The organism is Alistipes sp. HGB5 (genome assembly GCF_000183485.2).
GTDB classification, from domain to species: Bacteria; Bacteroidota; Bacteroidia; order Bacteroidales; family Rikenellaceae; genus Alistipes; species Alistipes finegoldii.
The window spans coordinates 1-20,865 of sequence record NZ_AENZ01000015.1; the positions used below are offsets into that span (position 1 = coordinate 1).

Consider the following 20,865-nt stretch of genomic DNA (forward strand, 5'->3'; position numbering starts at 1 on the left):
TTTTACTATATTTTCACCTGTCATATATAGCAATCTCATATTCAAAGATACAGATTATTTCCATATAATTTATTTATCCACATGGCAAATAATCGGTCGGTTACAGAAAAAACCTTGTTAATTTCGGTGATAAGATCCTTTTCGAGTAGTTTCTTTGCGGCCGACTGTACCGAACTGGCCGAAGTAAGACTGTGCCGTTTGATGAAATCGGCAGATGTAATACGCTCGGCTTCGCCCTCCTTGGCGATGGCATAAAGCAACTCCTTCTGCTTTTCAGGAACGTTCGACAAAATCTCCCGGAAAATCGTATCGTTCGAAGCAATCATATTATCGATGGCAGCCCGGATCGTCTCCAACGTACATTCGTCGCCTTCGGGCGTATCGGCAAACGATTCGTTGAAGGTCTTTTGGATATAGTAGGTGTGCCCCTGAAAAAGTGCATAAACCTTTTCCACATCGATGGCGGCTATCGAACGGTTGCGCCGCTCGAAATGCCCGACGATAAACGGAATGTAAATCTCCGCAGGAATGGCTTTCAGCTCCAACATGTCGGCACTATGGTAGAACGGCCGGGCGGCTGATGCAAACATCTCCTGCATCATGTGGCGTTCGCTCCCGGCAAAGATAAAATGGCTGTTCTCCGACCTTTGGATGTGAGTCCGCAACAAAGCCTCTATGTTCTTCTCCGGATATTTGGCAATTTGCTGGAACTCATCGATCGCTACGATGCAAGGCTTGTCCGCATGAGACAAATATTGGAAAATCTCATCGAGCGTATATTCGGGCCGCTCGATATCTCCCAACTCCACATTGAAAGTGGGAAGATTGGTGATGGGGTCGAACCCGAATTTCCCGCTGATGGACTTAATCGTCTGAATGAAAAGAGTCGCCATTTTACGACTGCGAGGCAGGAGTGTTTCGTAAATCTCCCGGCCGAGCAGATAGGTAAATTCGCGGAGGCTCGACGTATGCAGAATATCGATGAAAAAAGTATAGTACTCCTTACCGATTCCCGGTTTGTCGTAACAGAACTGAATCAGTCCTGTTTTACCCATACGGCGCGGTGAAATGACAACCAAATTATTGCCGTTGGTAATCGACTTGACAAGCCGGGCTGACTCGCTTACCCGATCGCAAAAATACTCCGGAGCGATCTTTCCGGTCACGATGAATGGATTTATAATCTTCGCCATAGGAATATCATTTTTTGCAAAAATAATTATTTTATTCAAATTATGCAAATCGAATAATTATTTAAGCGCCCCCTCGCCGACATAAAAGCCAATTTTATCCACAAATTGCAATTATTTTCATCCAAAATCAAAATTGACACATCCGAATCATTCAGATTCAACGGCAAATTCAGAACACATAACTATCTGTATCTATTGTGATTAAGCGATATCTAATTTCAAAATTCAAGATACAAAATTTTAAAATACTTGGAATCCCTTAATTGCCGTTCTATTTTTGCAATGCCACGTGCGAGTTATTCTGTAATCGTATAATTGGAATCGATAATCCCGCGTATACGGTTAGTGCTGAGATAGTTGTTGCCATTCTATTGCAAGTAACTCATAACTCGTAACGCAATGTCGGTGGCGCAATCATCTTTTTATTAACACGAATGCAGATAGAATGGCACATTCCATCCGATTTCCCCGTCGTCACGACAAAGCCGACCGCAACGGACGTTACGCCGTCAGGCTGTGTATCACCAAAAACAAGCGGCGCAAATACATCGCGCTCGATCTCTACGCCGATCCCGCATATTGGGACGAGGCCGGTGAGCAATTCATCATCCTGCGCAACCTGAAAGGAGCCGAGCAGAAGGCCGAGAATAAACAACGCGAAGCCGACAATGCGCTGCTGGCGAAGTACAAGGTTCGCGCCCGCGAGATCGTCGAACGTTTCGAAATAGAGGGTATCGACTGGACGCTGAACCAGTTCGAGGACGCCTTTCTGAATACCTCCAAACAGGGAAAGTTCAACGCCTATTTCACCGACCGTATCGCGGAACTGCACGCGACGGGACATATCGGCAATTCCCAAACCTATAAGCAGACGCAGGACATGTTGAGAAGCTATGACCGGAAGCTGGATCAACGGCTCTTTTCCGACATCGACCTGCGTTATGTCCGGGGATTCGATATGTTTCTTCAAAAGCGGGGCTGTTGCGGCAACACGCGCAAATTCTATTTCAAGGCGTTACGGGCCATTCTGAACCGGGCCAATGCGGAGGGCGTCGGCTCGGTGGCAACCTATCCGTTCGGACGGGGCGGATTCGAGGTCTCCAAACTCGAAGAGGCGACCGCCAAACGCTACCTGCCTGCCGCCAAGTTATCGAAACTCAAAAGCAGCACGGCCAGCAATCCGCAATGCGAATACGCCCGCAAGCTGTTTCTATTCTCCTATTATTGTTACGGCATTTCGTTCATCGACATGGCGATGCTCACGGCCGCCCATATTAAACAAATGGAGGACGGCGACTATATCGTTTACAAGCGGCAAAAGATCAAACGGCAGAAAGGTGTCAAACCGATTTCGATCAAGATCACGCCTGCGATCCGGTAACTGATCGGAAGCCTGCAAGCGGCCTCGCCGACCGTGGACGATTTTCTGCTGCCGATCGTCACCCGCTCCGGCTATACGGGCGAGCGGCTCTACATGCACATTCGAACCCGTTACAGCAAGTATCAGAAATACCTGCGCCTGCTCGCCGAGGAGCTCGGAATTGATTTCCACCTGACGAGCTACGTCTCCCGCCATACGGCGGCCATGACCTTGCAGCGCAACAACATCCCACGCGAGGTGATTTCACAGATGCTCGGCCATGCCGATCTGGAAACCACGAACATATACCTCGACAGCTTCGACAACAGAGTGATCAACGAGGCGGCGAAAGTTCTCTAACGGCCATCACGGTTTAATTCTGCTCGCCTTTTTACGCTATTAGCACAAATATACGATTTAAAATCAACCGAATATGTATTTTTTCCAATCATCGCCTGTCAGTTATAAAAGGTTCATCAAACGGTTCCCCACCGAAAATAGTCTTATAAAACTGTACGCCAAGACTTGTGTTGATTTTGATATTGAATCAAAGCCCAAAAAGCGACGATGCCCGCATTGCGGCAGCTGTCAAAACGGCCCTTTCAGAAAGAATAATGAAAAATTACGCTTATGTAAAAGATGCGGAAGGACTTTCTCTATATTCAGAAATAGCATCTTCGACAAATCCAAGGCCGATTTACGAATTTGGATGTATATAGGCTATTGTATGTTCTACTACCACCACGTCTATTTTAATGTGGACAAAATTTCTCGAACACAAATAATCCGAGAAACTCATGCACCCTCAAACGCTACGATCTATCATATATACGATGTCCTGTACAAATTATTCAAGAGCCAAAACAAGGTCGATATGCTACTAATATTCAACATATTCCTGCCATTTATGAAGATTTTCCACAACATGAACCCATATAGGAAAAAAGAACATTAGATAATCCGCTGTTAAACAGCGGATTATTTCTATTAAGAGCTATTAAATAGTTCGGCCGGTAAATTAGGTTGTAAACTTTTAAATTATTTACAAGAATATGAATAACATTACCGACGACACTCCGATCGCCATGCTGACGGTGGGACAATTGAAAGAGATCTTATCAATCGACAAAATTATGGGGCATCTAACTCCGAGCCGCGCTCCGGACAAAGAGGTGCTGACAGCCGCCGACGTTGCCCGGCTTACAGGGTACAGTATCTCTACGGTCTATAAGCTCACAAGTGAACGAAAGATACCGTTCCACAAACCGGAGCATAAAGGCCGCAAACTTTACTTTAACCGTGAGGAGATTCTCGACTGGTTGCAGAGCGAATCACACCCGACGATCGAACAGGAAAACATCCGGAAAATAAAACAATTAAAAAAACATTAGTCATGAAAAATGAAAAAACAACGACCAAGCCCGCATTCGACCCGGAGGTTCCGCCCCGTGAAGGGTTCATCTTCTACCGTACCTTTTATGAAGCGCTGGCCTCGATGAAGAACAGGGCAAGATTACATCTCTATGATGTGATTATGAGATACGCCCTCTATGGCGAGGAACCGACGGATCTCAACGGGGAGCAGATGCGAACCTTCATACTGATCCGTCCCCAGCTGGATGCCAACGAACGGAAACGGCAAGCAAAGTACAAAAAGAAGGCAATCAAAAAGAATAACGACGAAGAACTCAACGAATTTTTCACAAAAACCGAAGACGAAGAAAATGACAATCTACGAATACTCAACGATATACAATATGAATAGGTCGCTCCTAAAAGATAATTCTAACATGAAAGAAAACGAATATGACAATGGGTACATAGAAAGGCAAACAGTCAGTTCGAATCCCCCGGAACTCCCTCAGATCAGGGTCTCCGTGTTCGAGAACTACTTCGCACAGAAACCACTCGGCGATGTTGACCTGATAAAGTGGTGTAAGACTGCCAAATTCAAGGAGCAGGTTATCGCGTTCCGCACGACCTCCAACGAGAAGGTTCGCCAACGAATTAAACGCAACCTGCCGTGCATCACTCCCAGCGGGATATTCAAGACTCGGAGCCGTGACGGGCTGGTTCAGCACACCGGGTTCATATGCATCGACATCGACCACAAGGACAACGGCGTATTCGGACCGGAGTGGTTCGATAAGAAGAGACTCGTCGCCAAGACCTTCGACAGCTTGTTGTGTGCAAGTATGTCGATCAGCGGGAATGGCTTGTACCTGATTTTCCGCATCGCTCACCCGGACATGCACCTGGCACAATTCGACGCTCTGGTTCGGGAGATCTACGAGAAAACGGGGCTCGTCGCCGACCAAGGGTGTTGCGATGTCTGCCGCTTGCGGGGAGCCAGTTACGATGCCTATCCATACATCAATCCGCACGCGAAGCCTTATCGGGGCGTGCTGAAAGAAAGAACCGCAAGGGCCAAAGTCCGGACGGCCCGGGAAAAGAAGCTGCTCGATGAAAAGGTCTATAAATTAATCCAGAAAATCCGTGAAGAGAAGAAGGATATCACCGACGACTATCACGACTGGTATTGCATCGGATGCGCCTTGGCACACGAATACGGCAAGGAGGAGGGGCTGCGGCTATTTCATCTGGTCAGCATGCACTCCAAGAAGTATTACCCGACCGACTGCGACGAGCAGTTCGCCAAATGTCTGCGGAGCCGGAAAATCGGGATCGAGACCTTCTTATGGATTTGCAAGAAACACGGGGTGACGTTCAAGTAGCCCACCGTCCCGCACGCCGAGCCGGAACCTTTTCGAGGGGTTTCGGCTTTTTTTTATGATGGCCTCGGAACGTAGAGACTCCCGAGGCCGATTCCACCGAAATTTATACGGCGATACCCCATCGAGTGTTGTTCGAGCGAAAATAATTTCTAACTTTGTCACTGCCGATGTCCGCAAGGACTGCGGCGGACATATTGAAAGTGTTTTCGCACTGTCCTTGACGGAAAATGTAGCAGTTTTCAACATGTAAGAGGACGACGAACAGCACTCATTCTTGTTTAGATCATGGCAGGGCGCATTCGGTGCGCCCATATCCCATATCTATTCGAGCGTGGGGTATTGCCTCGTTTATTCTTACATGGGTTCTGCTACAACCTTCCGTTAGATAGACGAAATCGACTCCACGCTTTCTTTTTACTACTAACCCAGCCATACAGGAGCCGAATGGCAACATAAAAACTTGTTGCTATGAGTAAATGCAAATTTTGCGGTAGCACCGCTTTTGGCGGATGCATGAACAGTCCGCACGGGAAACACGAACACCAGCAGATAGGAGACAGATGTGTGTATTGTGGATCAACTGCGTATGGAGGATGCATAAACAGTCCGACTCGAAAACACAAACATGAATCCGGCTATGGCAAATGTGTATATTGCGGTTCAACCGCCTATGGCGGATGTACTATGAGCCCCTCCGGTAAGCATGAACATTAATAGAGATCCCATAAAAAGCCATCCTTTCGAATTACTGTTTTTTTGGGGGGGGAGTATGTGTTATAACGATCAATGTATTAAGAAAGAACTACATCAAAAAGCATTCTTCACCCCAAAAGACTTTATTAAAATTGGGAATCATGGACAGAAGTGTATTTGAGATTTTAGATGCTATTGGAGTCAACCTTTTAAGACTCTTAATTCACGATTATTTACCACAAAGGTTTCATGCAAAACAATTTTATGATTTGCTTATTAACCATCACCCTTTAGAATATAGAGAAATGCGTAACAGATATGCTCATAAACCAGAGCAGGAAATTGATGGGATTGTAAATGCTCAAATCAGCCAATACTTATTAAAGCGAAGTAGCGAACTCAATATCTCTAAGATAGAAAATTGCTATCATAAGTATACAAGCCATAACAATAATTCATCTCAAGTTTCATATTGGCAACACAGATAAAGTACACGTAATAAACATCAAACAAATACTATAACTAAAATTACCAAACTCAAAACAATGAAAAAGATTTTATCTATTCTTGGAGTACTATTCATATCCTTGAGTGCGTCCGCTCAGTACAAAATTGGAAATTACGATCTTTCTACTAATAGTTATTTCTATCGAATTCCAACTGCCTATGCATTGTTAAGTGAGGATATTGAGGCACATATAGGAACTATATACCTCTATTTTGTTCAAATGCAAGACAAGTTACCTACAATAGGTGTAAGACTTGAATATAATGGAGGAGTATATAAAAATTTTATTCTTATTGTCGAATCGACAGAAGATGGTGTTCTTTCAGCTGAAGATAACAGTAGAGTTGTAAAGATGAATTGTACAAATGAAGTGAATGAAAAATTCACATTGAAATTTGGGTATACCCAAGAACTAATTCAAGATAAATCAGAAACTTCCGTATTCTTGAAAGGTCCTCTTGGCATATTTTTTGGAACATTCCAGGGAATCTATGATATAAGAAAGGTAACAGAATCTTATGAATCTATGAGGATGATGGAACAACTGATGCAGTCTTATCGTGAACATTACGGCCTTTAAGGATAAATATGTAATCGTATATAATTCCGGTCGAGGATAAAGCACATAGCTGTAAGTTGTTATCCAAATCCTTTCCGAATCTTTATCCCGACCATTATTAGTTGTCCCGACCTGCCACAACCCGGCAGGTCGCTTTGTTAAATCCCGACAGAAGATACTGCGACATGATTACAGCTCATGTAGTCGCACTCTCAATAAAATTCATTAACCGCCTATTTCAAGCCAGTGTATAGGGCTTAAATAAGCAAGCCGCAACGACGATCTTCCAGTACATATCGGCTAAACCAACCTGCGTATTCACAGCCGGAATGTATTACCCAAAAACAAAATCACATGAAAACCAAAGAAGAAATCAGGCACTATCTTGACACCCGATTCAGCCCGTCGGAAGACGACATGGTGCAAATCGTCCGGAACGATTTCGACCGTATTTTGAATAGCGCAGCATCTTGCGCCCTAATTACGGTCGAGGGTGCAATGCCCGTCTTGGCGGAACAACTCCACACCGAATTGGAAGCCCTACACACCGGAGCTGACCTTGACGTGATTGTAAAAGTAAGCTATCATCCCGCTTCGGAAATAAGTTTCGACGACCTATGCAGCCTTTTAACCGTCATCCATGAATTTGCCCCGCAGGTTAATATCGTCTGGGGTTGCGGCACGGATGCGAAACTGGCTGAAACCGACTATTCGATTCTGTTGCTGATCGGGACATCGACAGAGTAAATTTGCAAGACCTGCCAAAAACATATTGGCAGGTCGCTTTGTTAAATTCCGATAGAAGATACTGCGATACGATTACAAGTCGCGCAGTCGGGAACTCGATAAAATTCATTATCCGCCCGTTTGGAGCGACTGTATAGGCCCAAGTACAACAACATCCCAGCACCGAATACTTAACAACAAAGCCATCATCGAAGAGCAATCAATACCAATTTGCCCATTCATGAACTCTATAATGGCCGAATAAACGTAAAATTAGATAATAGGAGCACTATTGCCAGAACTAAAAACACCAAATCTTTTATCTGAAAACCAAACAGGTCAGAATCAGAATGAAATACCTTTAATCGACCAATTGTTGTGTCCATCAATAAGTATAAACATCCCACACCAAAGCCAAACGCAGCTATTACTGATACTATATTGATAATATCATTCATAAACTATTTAGCAACATCCTTGTTTTCGCTAACCTGTTTCAATAGCAAAAGTATATCTTCGGGATCCTTAATTTGTAAACTATCCTTATAAGTGGTAAAAATATCTGACTTCAATTCTCGTTCTTGGCGGTGACTCAAATATTCATCAATAGTTTTAATTATACCAGGAAGACCATCCGTAGCCAATTTAGTCCCATCTGCGGCTTCATAGCCTCCACCACATAATAACAATATTAAACCAAATACGACTGTGGTCTTTTTTACTTTAGATTTAATATCAATCTTACCGGGGCTATTAATATTAATGGTAACCTCCAAATCTTCAGAACTAATTCCCAAAACGAATTTTTCGGATATCTCATCTAATATTTCCATTAGACTAGCCCCCAATCCAAATAGATTTTTAGCCGCAATCGTATCTGACCCAACATTAATTACAAAATGAGCTTCATCTTCAAGTATAAATAAATCGTTGACAGATCGTTCAATAATCTCTGCATAGTCATTAACCTTATTAACAGCTTGATGAGCCGTGAACATTCGATATAAATAGGGGTCTAACTCCCTTCGTCGAACCTCTTTAATCCATCTTACAGGTCTCTTTAACAATGAATTGTCTTTACTATTATTATAATATGGACTCGCCCATTGTTCACTTTCTATAACACCAAAACTTACATCATCAGAATTAAAAGATGGTATGATAATCACATCTCCAATTTTAATATCATATGCAAATCGTACGATTTGAGATGCAATAAGAGAAATATTCCGTTTATCTAACGGTTCCTCATCTAAAGCATGATACGTTTGTATCTTTTGCTTTATCTCATTTATTACCAATGATTCATTAGTTGCATATACGTTTTTCTGGGCTTTCAAGAATTCTATAGATACTTCTTTATGTCCAATTGAGATATAGTTATTTGTAATAAATGTCTGATATAAACTCCCTGATTGCGTTCTAATTAACCAATAATTTTTGGTTGAAGAAACAGTTTGGATTGCTTGTACGAGCAAATCAAGGTCAGCAGCAAATGTTCCCATAATGCAATGATACTATTTATTATTTTATATACAAATATAGGTGATAAATTTTAGAAAGATATAATTCGGCAATAAAACTTTGAGACTAAATCTATTGGATGGCGACCATTTATGTACCACTTGTGTACCACTGCCGCTTTTCGGACTATATGCTACAAAAGAAAAATCCTTGATATTCGGCTGAATATCAAGGATTTTCCATCAGTCGGGGTGACTGGATTCGAACCAGCGACCACGCGCCCCCCAGACGCGTACTCTAACCGGGCTGAGCTACACCCCGTAGCGTTTCGGAGTGCAAATATAGTATATTTTTCACAAACCGGCACATTTCTGCAAGATTTTTTTCTAATTTTGTCCTCGATGAAAAGATTCCAGCCCCTCATACCGCTCCTGCTGGCGCTTCTCGGCACCGCCTGCGGAGGCTCCGCGAGCTACACTCCGGCCGATTTCACGACCGAAGTCTATACCCCTGCATACGCTTCGGGATTCGACATCCGCGGCACGGAACGCAATGCGGCGACGCTCGTCACCGTCCGCACCCCGTGGCAGGGCGGAAGCGGCGTCGAACAGCATCTGCTCGTTCTGCGCGAAGGTATCGAACCTCCCGCCGGTTTCGACGGCAGATCGTGAAAGCCCCCGTACGCCATGTGGTCTGCATGTCGTCGAGCCACGTAGCCATGTTCGACGCCATCGGTCAGATACGTCGCGTCTGCGGCGTCTCCGGAATCGACTACATTTCCAACGCCTATGTCAACGAACACCGCTGCTGCGGCGAGGTCCTCGACGTGGGCTACGACACGAACCTCAACTTCGAGCGGCTCGCCGCCATGCAGCCCGACCTGATGCTGCTGTACGGCGTCACGAGCGAAAACACCGTCGTCACGGGCAAACTCCGCGAACTGGGCATACCCTATATATATGTAGGCGACTACATGGAAGAATCGCCGCTGGGCAAAGCCGAATGGCTGATGGTCGCCGCCGAACTCTGCAACGACCGCAGCCGGGGCGCCGAAACCTTCGGCGGCATCGCCGAACGCTACAGAGCCGTCAAAACCGCCGTCGCCGGTTCCGCACCCGCCGTCCGCCCCAAAGTGATGCTCAACACCCCTTACCGCGACACTTGGTTCATGCCTTCGTCGCGCAGTTTCATGATCCGCCTGATCGAGGACGCCGGGGGTGAATACGTCTACACGAAGAACGACTCGGACACCTCCGTCGCCGTAGACCTCGAAGAGGCCTACCTGCTGGCCAGCTCGGCCGACGTCTGGCTCAACGTGGGTCCGTGCAACACCCTTGCGGAACTGACGGCCCAGAACCCGAAATTCGCCGGCATCCCGGCCGTCCGCAACCGCATGGTCTTCAACAACAACCGCCGCCAGACCCCGGCCGGCGGCTCCGACTTCTGGGAATCGGGCGTCATACACCCCGATCTGGTGCTGCGCGACCTGAGCCTGATCCTCGGCGGCAAGCCTGCCGAAGAGGGAGAACTCCACTACTACAAACGTCTGGAATAACAAACACCCCGCTCGCAATGTCCGGACGCCGCACCGCCATACTTTTCACCGTTCTGTCGCTGCTGACCGCCGCGCTTTTCACGGCCGACCTGCTGATCGGCTCGGTCGCAGTGGCCCTGCGCGACATCTGGGCCGCGCTCACGGGCGGTTCGTGCGACCCGGCCGTGCGCGACATCATCCTCAAAATCCGCCTGCTCAAAGCCGTCACGGCGCTCTTCGCCGGCGCGGCCCTCGCCGCCAGCGGCCTGCAGATGCAGACCCTCTTCCGCAATCCGCTCGCCGGTCCCTACGTGCTGGGCATCAGTTCGGGCGCCGGTCTGGGCGTGGCGCTGTTCCTCTTGGGCGCGCCCCTGCTGGGCGTCTCGGCGCACTCGTTCGTCCAGTCGCTCGGCATCGCGGGCGCAGCGTGGCTCGGCGCGGCCCTCGTGCTGCTGATCGTCATGGCCGTCAGCCGCCGCATCAAAGACATCATGGTGATCCTGATCCTCGGCATGATGTTCGGTTCGGGCGTCAGCTCCGTGGTCGAAATCCTCCAGTACCTTTCGAGCGAAGCGGCGCTCAAATCGTTCGTCATCTGGACCATGGGCTCTCTGGGCGACGTCACGGGCGGCAACCTCGCCCTGATGCTCCCGGTCATCACCGCGGGTCTCGCGCTCTCCGTCGCCGTCATCAAGCCGCTCAACCTGCTGCTGCTGGGCGAAAACTACGCCCGCACGATGGGTCTCAACGTCCAGCGCACCCGCACGCTGCTGTTCCTCTCCACGGTCCTGCTCGCAGGCACCGTCACGGCCTTCTGCGGCCCGGTGGGATTCATCGGACTGGCCGTGCCACACCTCGCGCGCATGCTCTTCGCCAGCGCCGACCACCGCGTCCTGATGCCCGCGTCGATGCTTTCGGGCGCCGCCCTGCTGCTGGTCTGCGACCTTATTTCCAAATCGCTGGCCCTCCCGATCAACACCGTCACGGCCCTGATGGGCATCCCCGTGGTGATCGTCGTAGTCGTCCGCAACCGCAATCTCTTCTGAAATGAGCATCGCCCTTCGCCATATCACCCTCGCCTACGGCCAGCGCATCCTGCTGCGCGACGTCTCGGCCTCGGTCCCTCCGGGATCGCTCACGGCCCTGATCGGCCGCAACGGCACCGGCAAGAGCACCCTGCTGCGGACCGTCGCCGGTCTGGGCGCCGCCGCGTCCGGCGGGATCGAACTCTGCGGCAAACCCCTCGCAGCGCTCACCCCGCTCCAGCGGGCTTCGACCGTCAGCTTCGTCACCACCGACAAGGTGCGCATCGCCAACCTCGCCTGCGAAGACGTCGTGGCCCTCGGCCGCGCCCCCTACACCAACTGGATCGGACGCATGCAGGAGACCGACCGCGACATCGTGGCCCGTTCGCTCCGGCTGGTCGGCATGGAGGCTTTCGCCTGCAAAACGATGGACCGCATGTCCGACGGCGAATGCCAGCGCATCCTGATCGCCCGTGCGCTGGCGCAGGACACCCCCGTGATCCTGCTCGACGAACCCACCGCCTTCCTCGACCTTCCGAACCGTTACGAACTGGCGACGCTGCTGCGCCGTCTGGCCCACGACGAGGGTAAATGCATCCTCTTCTCGACGCACGACCTCGACGTCGCGCTGGGATTGTGCGACGCCGTCGCGCTGATCGACACGCCCGACCTGCACTGCCTTCCCGCCTCCGACATGGCCTCCAGCGGCCATATCGAGCGGCTTTTCGCCGGCGCCGGCATCTCGTTCGACCCCGCGACGCTGACGATCCGGCTCACAAAAAAGTAACGAATTCAATATTTTTCGGCTTTTTTTTGTTCGACTCACTTTTTTGTTTACCTTTGCACCGCTAAAGTTACCCTTACAAGGGGCAGCAATAGTGGTAAAGGCCCATTCGTCTATCGGTTAGGACGCAAGATTTTCATTCTTGAAAGAGGAGTTCGACTCTCCTATGGGCTACTAACGAGGAGACCTGCGGGCCGGCACGAAACCAGCGAGGGGAGGGGAAGCGAATCCCAGAACTTCGGAAAGCCGCAAGGCGGACGGCGGCATGCGGATCTCTACGGGTGATACTTTTCGAGGAGCGGACCGAGCGTCTATCCACACGCAGCCACGGCTGTTTACCGATTTAGCAACTGAAAAAGTAAAAAATAAAAAACTGGAATTATGGCAAACCATAAGTCATCGAAAAAGCGAATTCGTCAGACGCTGACCAAGCGCGCCCACAACCGTCTTTACCACAAGACGGCACGCAATGCCGTGAAAGCGCTCCGCAACACCACGGAGAAGAGCGCCGCCGAGGCCCTGCTTCCCAAGGTAACCGCCATGCTGGACAAACTTGCAAAGCACAACATCGTGCACAAGAACAAGGCCGCCAACCTCAAAAGCGCCATCCAGCTGCACGTGAACGCGCTCTAAGCCACTTCGCCCAAAATTCAAAGCCGCCCGACGAAGGCGGCTTTTTCATTTCATCACCCCACCTAACCTTTCGGCTCACCGCTTCCGGAAACACCCCGCCCCCTCGCCGTAGTCCAGCCGCCACACCGCCGCTGTCCGACATCCCGACATACACCGTCAAAAAGAAGCCGCCCGCACACCTGCGGACGGCCCGTTCTCCAACCCTTTCGGGAAATTCCCGCACGGTTTACTCCTTCTCGGCAAACCCCTGCGCCCGCAGCCGGATATCCGACCCGTCGGGCGTCACCAGATAGGCCCCGGTCGATTCGGGCGTAATGTGGCCGATTACATCGACGCACCCCATCTTCATCACCTGCTCCTGCATCGCCAGCGGCACCGTGAAGAGCAGTTCATGATCCTCCCCGCCGTTCAGGGCCGCCACCACGGGATCGGCGTGCAGCTCCTCGGCCAGCGCATACGTCTGCTTGGCGATCGGAATCCGGTCCAGATAAATCCGCGCCCCGCACTTCGAGGCCTTGCAAATCTGCAGCAGGTCGCTGGCCAGTCCGTCCGACAGGTCGATCATCGACGTCGGAACGATGCCCTCCTCCGCCAACGCATCCACAATGTCCCTGCGCAGACGGGGTTTGAGGTATTTTTCGAGCAGGTACTCATATCCCCCGAACTTCGGTTCGGGATTCTCCACGTCCGCCAACACGCGCTTCTCGCGCTCCAGCAGCCGCAGCCCCATGTAGGCCGCTCCGAGGTTGCCCGAAATGCAGATCAGGTCGTTCTGCTGCGCTCCGCCGCGCGACACGATCCGCTCCTTGGGGGCATGCCCTGCCGCCGTCAGGCTCAGCACCAGCCCCGTCACCGAAGCCTTCGTGTCTCCTCCAACCAGATCGATCCCCTGCTCCCTGCAGGCGAAAGCGATCCCTTCGTAAAGCTCCTGCAACGCCTCGACCGACATCTTGGCCGACACGCCCAGCGAGACCATCAGCTGCGAAGGCCGGGCGTTCATCGCCAGAATATCGCTTCCGGCCACCGTCACGGCCTTGTAACCCAGATGTTTGAGCGGGAAATAGGTCAGGTCGAAATCGACGCCTTCCGTCAGCAGGTCCGTCGAACAGAGCACGGCTTCGCCCGCAGGAGGCAGTATGACGGCCGCGTCGTCGCCCGCGGCCCGCAGCGTCGAGTCGTTCGTCGGCTCGAACCCGCTGGTCAGCAGGTCTATCAGGCCGAACTCTCCCAATTCGGCGATTTCGGTACGTCGTTTCTTTTCCATATTATAAATTTTTTTACAAAATTAGGGAATCTTTGCTCTTTCCCAAAAATTTAACGTATTTTTGTCCGGTAAATCCCAAAAACGGTTTCTATAATGATAAACATCGTCTTATTCGGTGCGCCGGGCTGCGGGAAAGGCACGCAGGCGCAACGGCTGAAAGCACACTACGGCATCGAGCACGTCTCGACGGGCGAGGTTATCCGCGACGAGATCCGCCGCGGCACGGAACTCGGACGCAGTATGGAATCCTACATCAAAGCGGGCAAACTGGCCCCGGACCAGATCGTCATCGGCATGATCGCCAACTACGTCGCCGAACACAAGCACGCCAAGGGCTGCATTTTCGACGGTTTTCCCCGCACCACGGTTCAGGCCGAGGAGTTCGACAAAATCCTCGCCGGACACGGTCTTCAGGTCGACATCATGATCGACATCCACGTTCCCGAAGAGGAGCTGATCCAGCGCATCCTGCTCCGCGGCAAGGATTCGGGCCGCGCGGACGACGCCTCTGAGGAGGTCATCCGCGGCCGTCTCGACGTCTACCGCCAGCAGACGGCCGTCGTGTCGGACTACTACGCCGCACAGGGCAAATACGCATCGGTAAACGGCACGGGCACGATGGACGACGTCTTCGCCCGCATCACCGACGTCATCGCCCAACTCTAACCGCAGCGCCCCCCCCCAGACACAAATCCGGAGCGCACGATGCGTTCCGGATTTTTCTTGCCTACCGCAGCTTTCTCCCGCTCCGCCGTCCTGCCCCTGCTCCGCCGTCCTGCCCCTGCTCCACTGTCCTGTCCCCGCTCCGCCGTCCTCCCTGCCCCCTCCGGCTGACCTCCCACGGTCCGACATCTCCGCCACACCACACCCCAATTCCCCGTTCCTCGGTCCGCTCCCGCCGTCCACCCTTACACGGCCCGCCCCTCACGGCCCAGCCACCCTCACACGGCCCTGCCACCACATGCGGCCCTGCCCCTGCATAAAAACGCCCCGCCCCGGCACCACGTTTCCTTTTTTTCGTTATATTTGCAATCAAGGCGTTATGGTGACGCCTTATCCCACTTAAATTTTTAATACCATGAAAAAATCCTTACTCTACGCAACGCTCCTCTGCGCAGGATTCTATGCGGCATCCTGTTCCGACAACGAGGGGGGGGGAAAGAGCCTGACCCCGCACCCGAATATTTTCGGGTAGCCTTCGACGGCCCCGCACTGGCGGCCGAACTCAACACCGACTTCACGGCATTCTGCCGAAAGTACGCCGAATACGTCTCCGATCCCGCCGCAAACGCCTTCTCCGCGCATCCGTCGTCCGCCGCTCCGAGCATGAACATGCCCCAGCAGCCCTCCGTCTTCTACTTGGGCAGCTACCTCAAAACCCCGACCGACAGCATCCTGCTCACCCTCTGCGTCGAAAAGGACGATTACGACAACGTGAAAACGATCACGGCCGCACCCGAAGATCCGGCCAAATCCCTCGACGTGTGGCAATACTGCCTGACCTCCGCCGAAGCGCTCCGTCTGGGCACGTTCCTCGGCACCAAATACAAAAGCCCCTCTTCGTCGGGCGTATTCCAGACCATCGACGACACCCTGAACCACATCGCCCAGCACGGCACCGCCGAAACGCTCGCCTGCACGATCTTCGGCGTCGTTCCGCAGGCCGCATACGCCGTCTTCCAACTCGACAACGGGGCCTTCTCCGCCCGGCTCATGAACAGCTACCTTAAGCTGGACTATCCCGCGATGCGCCGCTGGCTCGGCGGCGACCACGCCGCCTTCGCTGCGGAGTACTACGTTCTGGGCAACAAGATCAACGCCTTCGGCGACCTCTACGTCTACTTCTACTATGCCAAGGACGCCGCCGGCAACACCTTCACCGTCGACGTACACGCCGACAAGAACGGCGAGAAAATCTCCGAAATCGACGTCTACGTCAGCGCCGACCGCAACGACGCCGACAAGCAGCTGGCCATCTGGAAGGAATACGCCCGCGACTACGCGGACAAAGGTCTGGGCGCCTTCAAAGAGGCCTATACGACCGATTCGTGGGGCGACCGGAAAGAGACGTTCGCCGATCTTGCCGCAGCGGTCGCCCATGTCGAATCCAACGGCCGGCCGGGTCCCTTCGACGGCGGCATCATCGTCGTTTTCGAAGCCGACGGCGTCGCCACGAATCTGGTGATGAACCAGCAGTACATCTACCTGCTGATCAAGGACCCGAACTACAACGTCGAATAACCTCACACACAGCCGCAAACCCCTCCGGCAGGCCGTCCCCGGCCCTCCGGAGCGAAATTAACCGGCCGAATGTCAAAAAAAGGGGCGCTTCCTTGCGGAGGTGCCTTTTTTTTCTTACATTTGCACCCGCTGAAAAGCGTAAATTAATTTAATTCCAACAATTATGAACAATTACGAAACCGTTTTCATTGTCACGCCGGTTCTGTCCGATGCTCAGGTTCAGGAGGTTGCTGACAAATTCCAAGGTGTCATCACCGAGAACGGCGGTCAGATTGTGAACAAGGAGTCGTGGGGCCTTCGCAAGCTCGCCTATCCTATTCAGAAGAAGACCACCGGTTTTTACTTCTTGGTAGAGTTCACGGGCGAAGGCATGCTCATCAACACGCTCGAAACGCAGTACCGCCGCGACGAGCGTATCATCCGTTTCTTAACATTCAAGCAGGACAAATTCGCCGTCGAGTATTCGGAGAAGCGTCGTGCAAAACTTTCTAACAAATCGGAGGAGTAAACCATGGCACAGGAGAACAAAGCACAGTCTGAAATCCGTTACCTCAACCCGGTGTCGGTAGACGTCAAGAAAAAGAAATACTGCCGCTTCAAGAAACTCGGCATCAGATACGTGGACTACAAGGACGGAGAATTCTTGAAGAAGTTCCTCAACGAGCAGGGCAAGATCCTTCCCCGCCGCCTGACGGGTACTTCGCAGAAGTTCCAGAAGAAGGTCGCACAGGCCGTGAAGCGTGCGCGTCACCTCGCCATTCTGCCCTTCGTAACCGATTGCATGAAATAATTAAAGGAGGAAGAGACAATGGAAGTTATTCTGATCAAAGATATGGAAAATCTGGGTTACGCCAACGACATCGTGAACGTAAAACCCGGTTACGCGAACAACTACCTGATCCCTCAGGGTTACGCCAAGGCCGCCACTGCATCCGCCAAGAAGGTTCTCGCCGAGAATCTCCGCCAGCGCGCTCACAAGGACGCCAAGATCCTCGCCGACGCTCAGGCGCTCGCCGAGACCATCGCCAACCTGCCGCTGTCGCTGGCCGTGAAGGCCGAGGAGGGCAAACTCTTCGGTACGGTTACCGCCGCCGATCTGGCCGAGGCGCTTGCCGCCAAAGGCATCGAGCTCGACCGCAAGGTGATCGTCGTTGACGCCATCAAGACCGTCGGCGAATACGAGGCTGTCGCCAAACTCCACAAGGAGGTCAAGGCAGTCATCAAATTCTCGGTTACCGCCGCCGAATAATCCGGGGACGGAGGACCTGCCACCGGGTGCGACGACAATCCCGGCAACGGGGTCCGAGTCCGGCAAGACAGTAAAAAGGAGAGCTTCAGGCTCTCCTTTTTCATTTTCGCCGGCGCTCCTTTTCCATTTCGGGCAGTTCCCGGCTCCGCCCCGGCATTTCGCATCTCTTTCCGCATCCGTCTCTCTACACTCCCCAAATTCCCCTTCACCTTCCACCGAATTTCACTTCGGGCGCCATCCGGAGCCCCGGCCACACCGTAACCGTCTGCGCCCTAATGCGGCGCGGCCGTCGGCGGATCTACATGCCGCGGCGGCACCGAGTAGGAGCGGAGCACCAGCCCCACCCCGACGAAGATCACCAAGGCGAAAATCACCGTGTCGGCGTGCAGTTTGTCGAGTCCCATGCCCACCGAAATGGCGATCGCCAGTACGGGCTGCAAATAGGTGTATATGCTCGACACCGTCGCGGGCACGCTCTTCAGCGCATAGTTGAGCATCAGGTTGGGAAGATAGGTCGGCACCGTCAGCACGAACAGCGTCGGGAAAAGCGCATGCTTCGCAATGGCGGCGTAATCCGTATGAACGATCTCCTTCAGGCCGAAGGGCAGGGCGACGACCGCCGCCACGCAGTAAAGCCACCTCAACACGGTCGTAATCCGGTATTTGGCGATCAGCCGCTTGAACCACACCATGTAGAGCGACGTAACGCAGGCGCAGAGCAGAATCATCACGTTGCCCCAGAGGTGCGAATGCTGGTGCGACGACGACGCGCCCGCCAGCACCACGGCCACGGCACCCGCCATGCCGAGCACCAGCCCCGCGATCTTCAATTTCGTGAAACGGTCCATCCCCAGCAACACCGAGAGCAGCAGCACCAGCAGCGGCACGATGGTGTCGATGATCGAGCCGTCGATGGGCGAAGTCATCGAAAGGCCGTACATGATGAACACCTTGCGCAGCACGCCGATCAGCAGCGCGGCGCCGATCAGCTTGCGCACGTCGGCCTTTGCGACCTTTTCGGCCTTCTGCCACAACAGCGGCACCAGCGAAAAGAGCGCCGTCGCGATCAGCGACCCGGAGACCATCGCCATCGGATGGACGTAACGCGGCAGCACGATGTTGTAAAAAGGGTAGTCCATGGCCCATACGATATTGCAAATCAGCAGGGCGATATGGGGTTTGAATCTGTTCATCCGTTTCGGGGTTTATCCCGCCCAAAAACAAAAACAGTGTCCGTCCTCCCGTCCCGTCTCCTTCGCGGCCATGCCGCCCGCAGCACCGCCCAAAGGCCGTCCGTCGGACGACGCGCCCGCTCCGCACCTCCTCCGAAGTGCTGCGCCGGAGAGGGCTGGCATGGAAGTTGTTTTTTAAAAGACCGATTTTGCTACAATCGCAGCCCCCTTGCACATTAAAAACTTTAAAACGAAACGTTATGAACACCAAGAAAAACAAAAAAACCGATTCGCCCCACTTCCGTGAATTCTTCCTCGACCAGATCAAAGACGTCTACTGGGCCGAGAAACACCTTTCGTCCGGACTCAAAAAGATGAGAAAGGCCGCCACCAGCCCGAAGCTGGCCGCCGCATTCGAGAAACACATCGAGGAGACCGCAGGCCAGATCGAACGGCTGAAGCGGGTTTTCGAACTGCTGGGCAAAACCCCGCAGGCCAAGAAGTGCGAAGCCATGGAAGGACTTGTCTCCGAGGCCGAAAGCATGATCGAGGACACCCGGAAAGACTCCTATACGCGGGATGCGGGCCTTATTCTGGCCGCCCAGAAAGCCGAACATTACGAGATCGCCTCGTACGGCACGCTGAAAGTCTTCGCCGAGATGATGGGCGAGACCGAAATCGCCCGCGAACTGGGCATGATCCTCAAAGAGGAGGTCTCCACCGACTCGCTGCTCTCGTGTCTGGCCGAAGAGGATGTGAACGAAATGGCCGTGGCCGAATAATGCCCGCCCTCCGGGCCGGAAAGGCCGAACCTCCGACCCGACTATAACGATTTTCCCCTGCCGCAGATCGTCGCGGCAGGGGAAAATCGCTTCCGGGCCCTTTCCCGGTCGCTGCGTCGTGCCGTCACCGCCGCTGCGAAGGGACTTCAAACGTGGCCGGAGACGCGCCGTCGATCTTTTCGCCCCGGTAATAGACGCTCCACGCATCCTTTCCATACCCTTTGCCGATATTTTCGAACGACGAAGCCGAAGCGCCGCCGACTTTGCGGCCCTGAAAAAACACCGTCCACGCATCCTTTCCGTATCCCCCGCCGAGACTGACGAACGAACCGGCCGCAGCCCCTTCCACCTCGCGCTCCCGGTAATAGACCGTCCAGCTGTCTTTGGAATAGCCGCCGCCCAGCGTCCGGGTCATCTTCGCATTCGCACGCTGCCGCTCCCCGTACAGATAGGTATTCCAATTATCCCTGCCGCGTCCCTTTCCCAGACTCTCGAACGACGAAGCCGAAGCGCCCTTTACCTCTTCACCGCAGTAAAACACCTTCCAGTTGTCCTTGCCGTAGCCGTCCCCCAGATCGACGAACGACGAAGCCGAAGCCCCCTCGACCTTCAGCCCCCGGTAATAAACCGTCCAGCTGTCCTTGGAATACCCTTCGGGCCTTCTGTCCCGCCCCGGATGCACGCCGCCGTGCCGGGCAGCGCTCACCTGAGCGAAACACGCATCCCCGCCCGACAGAAGCGCGAAGGCGGACAGCAAAACCACTATCATTTTTTTCATAATACAGTCGTCAGTTAGTTTTTACTATTCAAACCCCAAATATACCCGCTTATTGCGCCGCGCCCAAGAAATCCGCCGAAAAATTCACCCGCCGCCACCGATTCGCAGCCATCAAGAGACTTTCGACTGACGAGAGATTTCCGAACGACAAGAGACTTCCGAACG

General features: G+C 52.5%; 22 protein-coding genes, 2 tRNA genes and 1 pseudogene. 19 read left to right on the forward strand and 6 right to left on the reverse strand.

The window, feature by feature from the left end; genetic code table 11:
- Positions 1–41 precede the first annotated feature (41 nt).
- Entirely contained in the window at positions 42–1,193 is a 1,152-nt protein-coding gene (locus tag HMPREF9720_RS02815; protein ID WP_039939696.1) for an AAA family ATPase, read from the reverse strand.
- A 445-nt stretch (positions 1,194–1,638) separates the two neighbouring features.
- Here HMPREF9720_RS02815 and HMPREF9720_RS02820 point away from each other — a divergent pair, with 445 nt between their 5' ends.
- The 8 genes from HMPREF9720_RS02820 to HMPREF9720_RS02850 all read left to right on the forward strand — a co-directional run bounded on the left by HMPREF9720_RS02820 (position 1,639) and on the right by HMPREF9720_RS02850 (position 7,795).
- Positions 1,639–2,574 carry a site-specific integrase gene (locus tag HMPREF9720_RS02820; protein WP_009596682.1) on the forward strand — a complete coding sequence of 312 codons (936 nt, stop codon included), beginning with the start codon at positions 1,639–1,641 and terminating at the stop codon, positions 2,572–2,574.
- 33 nt (positions 2,575–2,607) lie between these two features.
- Positions 2,608–2,913, forward strand: coding sequence for a tyrosine-type recombinase/integrase (locus tag HMPREF9720_RS15790; protein WP_009596688.1), 306 nt, complete (start codon positions 2,608–2,610; stop codon positions 2,911–2,913).
- A 692-nt stretch (positions 2,914–3,605) separates the two neighbouring features.
- The gene (locus HMPREF9720_RS02830) at positions 3,606–3,944 is read left to right on the forward strand and encodes a helix-turn-helix domain-containing protein (protein WP_009596689.1); all 339 of its coding nucleotides are present in this window, start codon (positions 3,606–3,608) and stop codon (positions 3,942–3,944) included.
- A gap of 2 nt (positions 3,945–3,946) precedes the next feature.
- A complete protein-coding gene (locus HMPREF9720_RS02835) occupies positions 3,947–4,318 on the forward strand; it encodes a DUF6291 domain-containing protein (protein WP_009596692.1) in 372 nt (123 codons plus the stop codon).
- 25 nt (positions 4,319–4,343) lie between these two features.
- Positions 4,344–5,288, forward strand: a complete 945-nt coding sequence (locus HMPREF9720_RS02840; protein WP_009596678.1) for a PriCT-2 domain-containing protein — start codon at positions 4,344–4,346, stop codon at positions 5,286–5,288.
- 854 nt (positions 5,289–6,142) lie between these two features.
- On the forward strand, positions 6,143–6,469 hold the full coding sequence (locus HMPREF9720_RS15330; protein ID WP_130062924.1) for a hypothetical protein: 327 nt from the start codon (positions 6,143–6,145) through the stop codon (positions 6,467–6,469).
- Between the two features lie 57 nt (positions 6,470–6,526).
- Positions 6,527–7,069: a hypothetical protein gene (locus HMPREF9720_RS02845; protein WP_022043462.1), complete on the forward strand. Its 543-nt coding sequence runs from the start codon at positions 6,527–6,529 to the stop codon at positions 7,067–7,069.
- 333 nt (positions 7,070–7,402) lie between these two features.
- A complete protein-coding gene (locus tag HMPREF9720_RS02850) occupies positions 7,403–7,795 on the forward strand; it encodes a hypothetical protein (protein WP_022043463.1) in 393 nt (130 codons plus the stop codon).
- Between the two features lie 440 nt (positions 7,796–8,235).
- Here HMPREF9720_RS02850 and HMPREF9720_RS15335 read toward each other — a convergent pair whose 3' ends face one another.
- Together HMPREF9720_RS15335 and HMPREF9720_RS02860 are read right to left on the reverse strand one after the other, a co-directional pair.
- Entirely contained in the window at positions 8,236–9,279 is a 1,044-nt protein-coding gene (locus HMPREF9720_RS15335; protein WP_009596685.1) for a hypothetical protein, read from the reverse strand.
- A 205-nt stretch (positions 9,280–9,484) separates the two neighbouring features.
- Positions 9,485–9,559 (reverse strand) — tRNA-Pro (locus HMPREF9720_RS02860).
- An 80-nt stretch (positions 9,560–9,639) separates the two neighbouring features.
- Between HMPREF9720_RS02860 and HMPREF9720_RS02865 the strand changes: the two are divergent.
- The 5 genes and pseudogenes from HMPREF9720_RS02865 (at position 9,640) to rpsT (ending at position 13,214) form a co-directional block, all read left to right on the forward strand.
- Positions 9,640–10,793, forward strand: a pseudogene (locus HMPREF9720_RS02865) (ABC transporter substrate-binding protein).
- A gap of 17 nt (positions 10,794–10,810) precedes the next feature.
- Positions 10,811–11,818 (forward strand): iron ABC transporter permease, encoded by a 1,008-nt coding sequence (locus tag HMPREF9720_RS02870; RefSeq protein WP_009596670.1) that lies wholly within the window; start codon positions 10,811–10,813, stop codon positions 11,816–11,818.
- A 1-nt stretch (position 11,819) separates the two neighbouring features.
- Complete coding sequence (locus HMPREF9720_RS02875; RefSeq protein ID WP_009596677.1) at positions 11,820–12,584, forward strand: ABC transporter ATP-binding protein; 765 nt, start codon at positions 11,820–11,822, stop codon at positions 12,582–12,584.
- A gap of 99 nt (positions 12,585–12,683) precedes the next feature.
- Positions 12,684–12,755 (forward strand) — tRNA-Glu (locus HMPREF9720_RS02880).
- 207 nt (positions 12,756–12,962) lie between these two features.
- On the forward strand, positions 12,963–13,214 hold the full coding sequence (rpsT, locus tag HMPREF9720_RS02885; protein WP_009596675.1) for a 30S ribosomal protein S20: 252 nt from the start codon (positions 12,963–12,965) through the stop codon (positions 13,212–13,214).
- Between the two features lie 226 nt (positions 13,215–13,440).
- On the opposite strand, the gene thiL is transcribed toward rpsT, so the two are convergent.
- Positions 13,441–14,478 (reverse strand): thiamine-phosphate kinase, encoded by a 1,038-nt coding sequence (gene thiL, locus HMPREF9720_RS02890; RefSeq protein WP_009596671.1) that lies wholly within the window; start codon positions 14,476–14,478, stop codon positions 13,441–13,443.
- A gap of 93 nt (positions 14,479–14,571) precedes the next feature.
- Here thiL and HMPREF9720_RS02895 point away from each other — a divergent pair, with 93 nt between their 5' ends.
- The 5 genes from HMPREF9720_RS02895 to rplI all read left to right on the forward strand — a co-directional run bounded on the left by HMPREF9720_RS02895 (position 14,572) and on the right by rplI (position 17,968).
- Entirely contained in the window at positions 14,572–15,144 is a 573-nt protein-coding gene (locus tag HMPREF9720_RS02895) for an adenylate kinase (protein WP_009596676.1), read from the forward strand.
- Between the two features lie 660 nt (positions 15,145–15,804).
- A complete protein-coding gene (locus HMPREF9720_RS02900) occupies positions 15,805–16,719 on the forward strand; it encodes a hypothetical protein (RefSeq protein WP_009596687.1) in 915 nt (304 codons plus the stop codon).
- Between the two features lie 163 nt (positions 16,720–16,882).
- The gene (gene rpsF / locus HMPREF9720_RS02905; protein WP_009596691.1) at positions 16,883–17,227 is read left to right on the forward strand and encodes a 30S ribosomal protein S6; all 345 of its coding nucleotides are present in this window, start codon (positions 16,883–16,885) and stop codon (positions 17,225–17,227) included.
- A gap of 3 nt (positions 17,228–17,230) precedes the next feature.
- Positions 17,231–17,509, forward strand: coding sequence for a 30S ribosomal protein S18 (gene rpsR, locus HMPREF9720_RS02910; RefSeq protein ID WP_009596680.1), 279 nt, complete (start codon positions 17,231–17,233; stop codon positions 17,507–17,509).
- A gap of 18 nt (positions 17,510–17,527) precedes the next feature.
- Positions 17,528–17,968: a 50S ribosomal protein L9 gene (rplI, locus tag HMPREF9720_RS02915; RefSeq protein WP_009596674.1), complete on the forward strand. Its 441-nt coding sequence runs from the start codon at positions 17,528–17,530 to the stop codon at positions 17,966–17,968.
- Between the two features lie 272 nt (positions 17,969–18,240).
- On the opposite strand, the gene HMPREF9720_RS02920 is transcribed toward rplI, so the two are convergent.
- Positions 18,241–19,161 (reverse strand): DMT family transporter, encoded by a 921-nt coding sequence (locus tag HMPREF9720_RS02920; RefSeq protein WP_009596679.1) that lies wholly within the window; start codon positions 19,159–19,161, stop codon positions 18,241–18,243.
- A gap of 239 nt (positions 19,162–19,400) precedes the next feature.
- On the opposite strand from HMPREF9720_RS02920, the gene HMPREF9720_RS02925 reads away from it, so the two are divergent.
- Positions 19,401–19,922: a YciE/YciF ferroxidase family protein gene (locus HMPREF9720_RS02925; RefSeq protein WP_009596673.1), complete on the forward strand. Its 522-nt coding sequence runs from the start codon at positions 19,401–19,403 to the stop codon at positions 19,920–19,922.
- 124 nt (positions 19,923–20,046) lie between these two features.
- Here the strand turns inward: HMPREF9720_RS02925 and HMPREF9720_RS02930 are convergent, their stop codons facing one another.
- On the reverse strand, positions 20,047–20,700 hold the full coding sequence (locus tag HMPREF9720_RS02930) for a DKNYY domain-containing protein (protein WP_039939705.1): 654 nt from the start codon (positions 20,698–20,700) through the stop codon (positions 20,047–20,049).
- Positions 20,701–20,865: the final 165 nt, after the last annotated feature.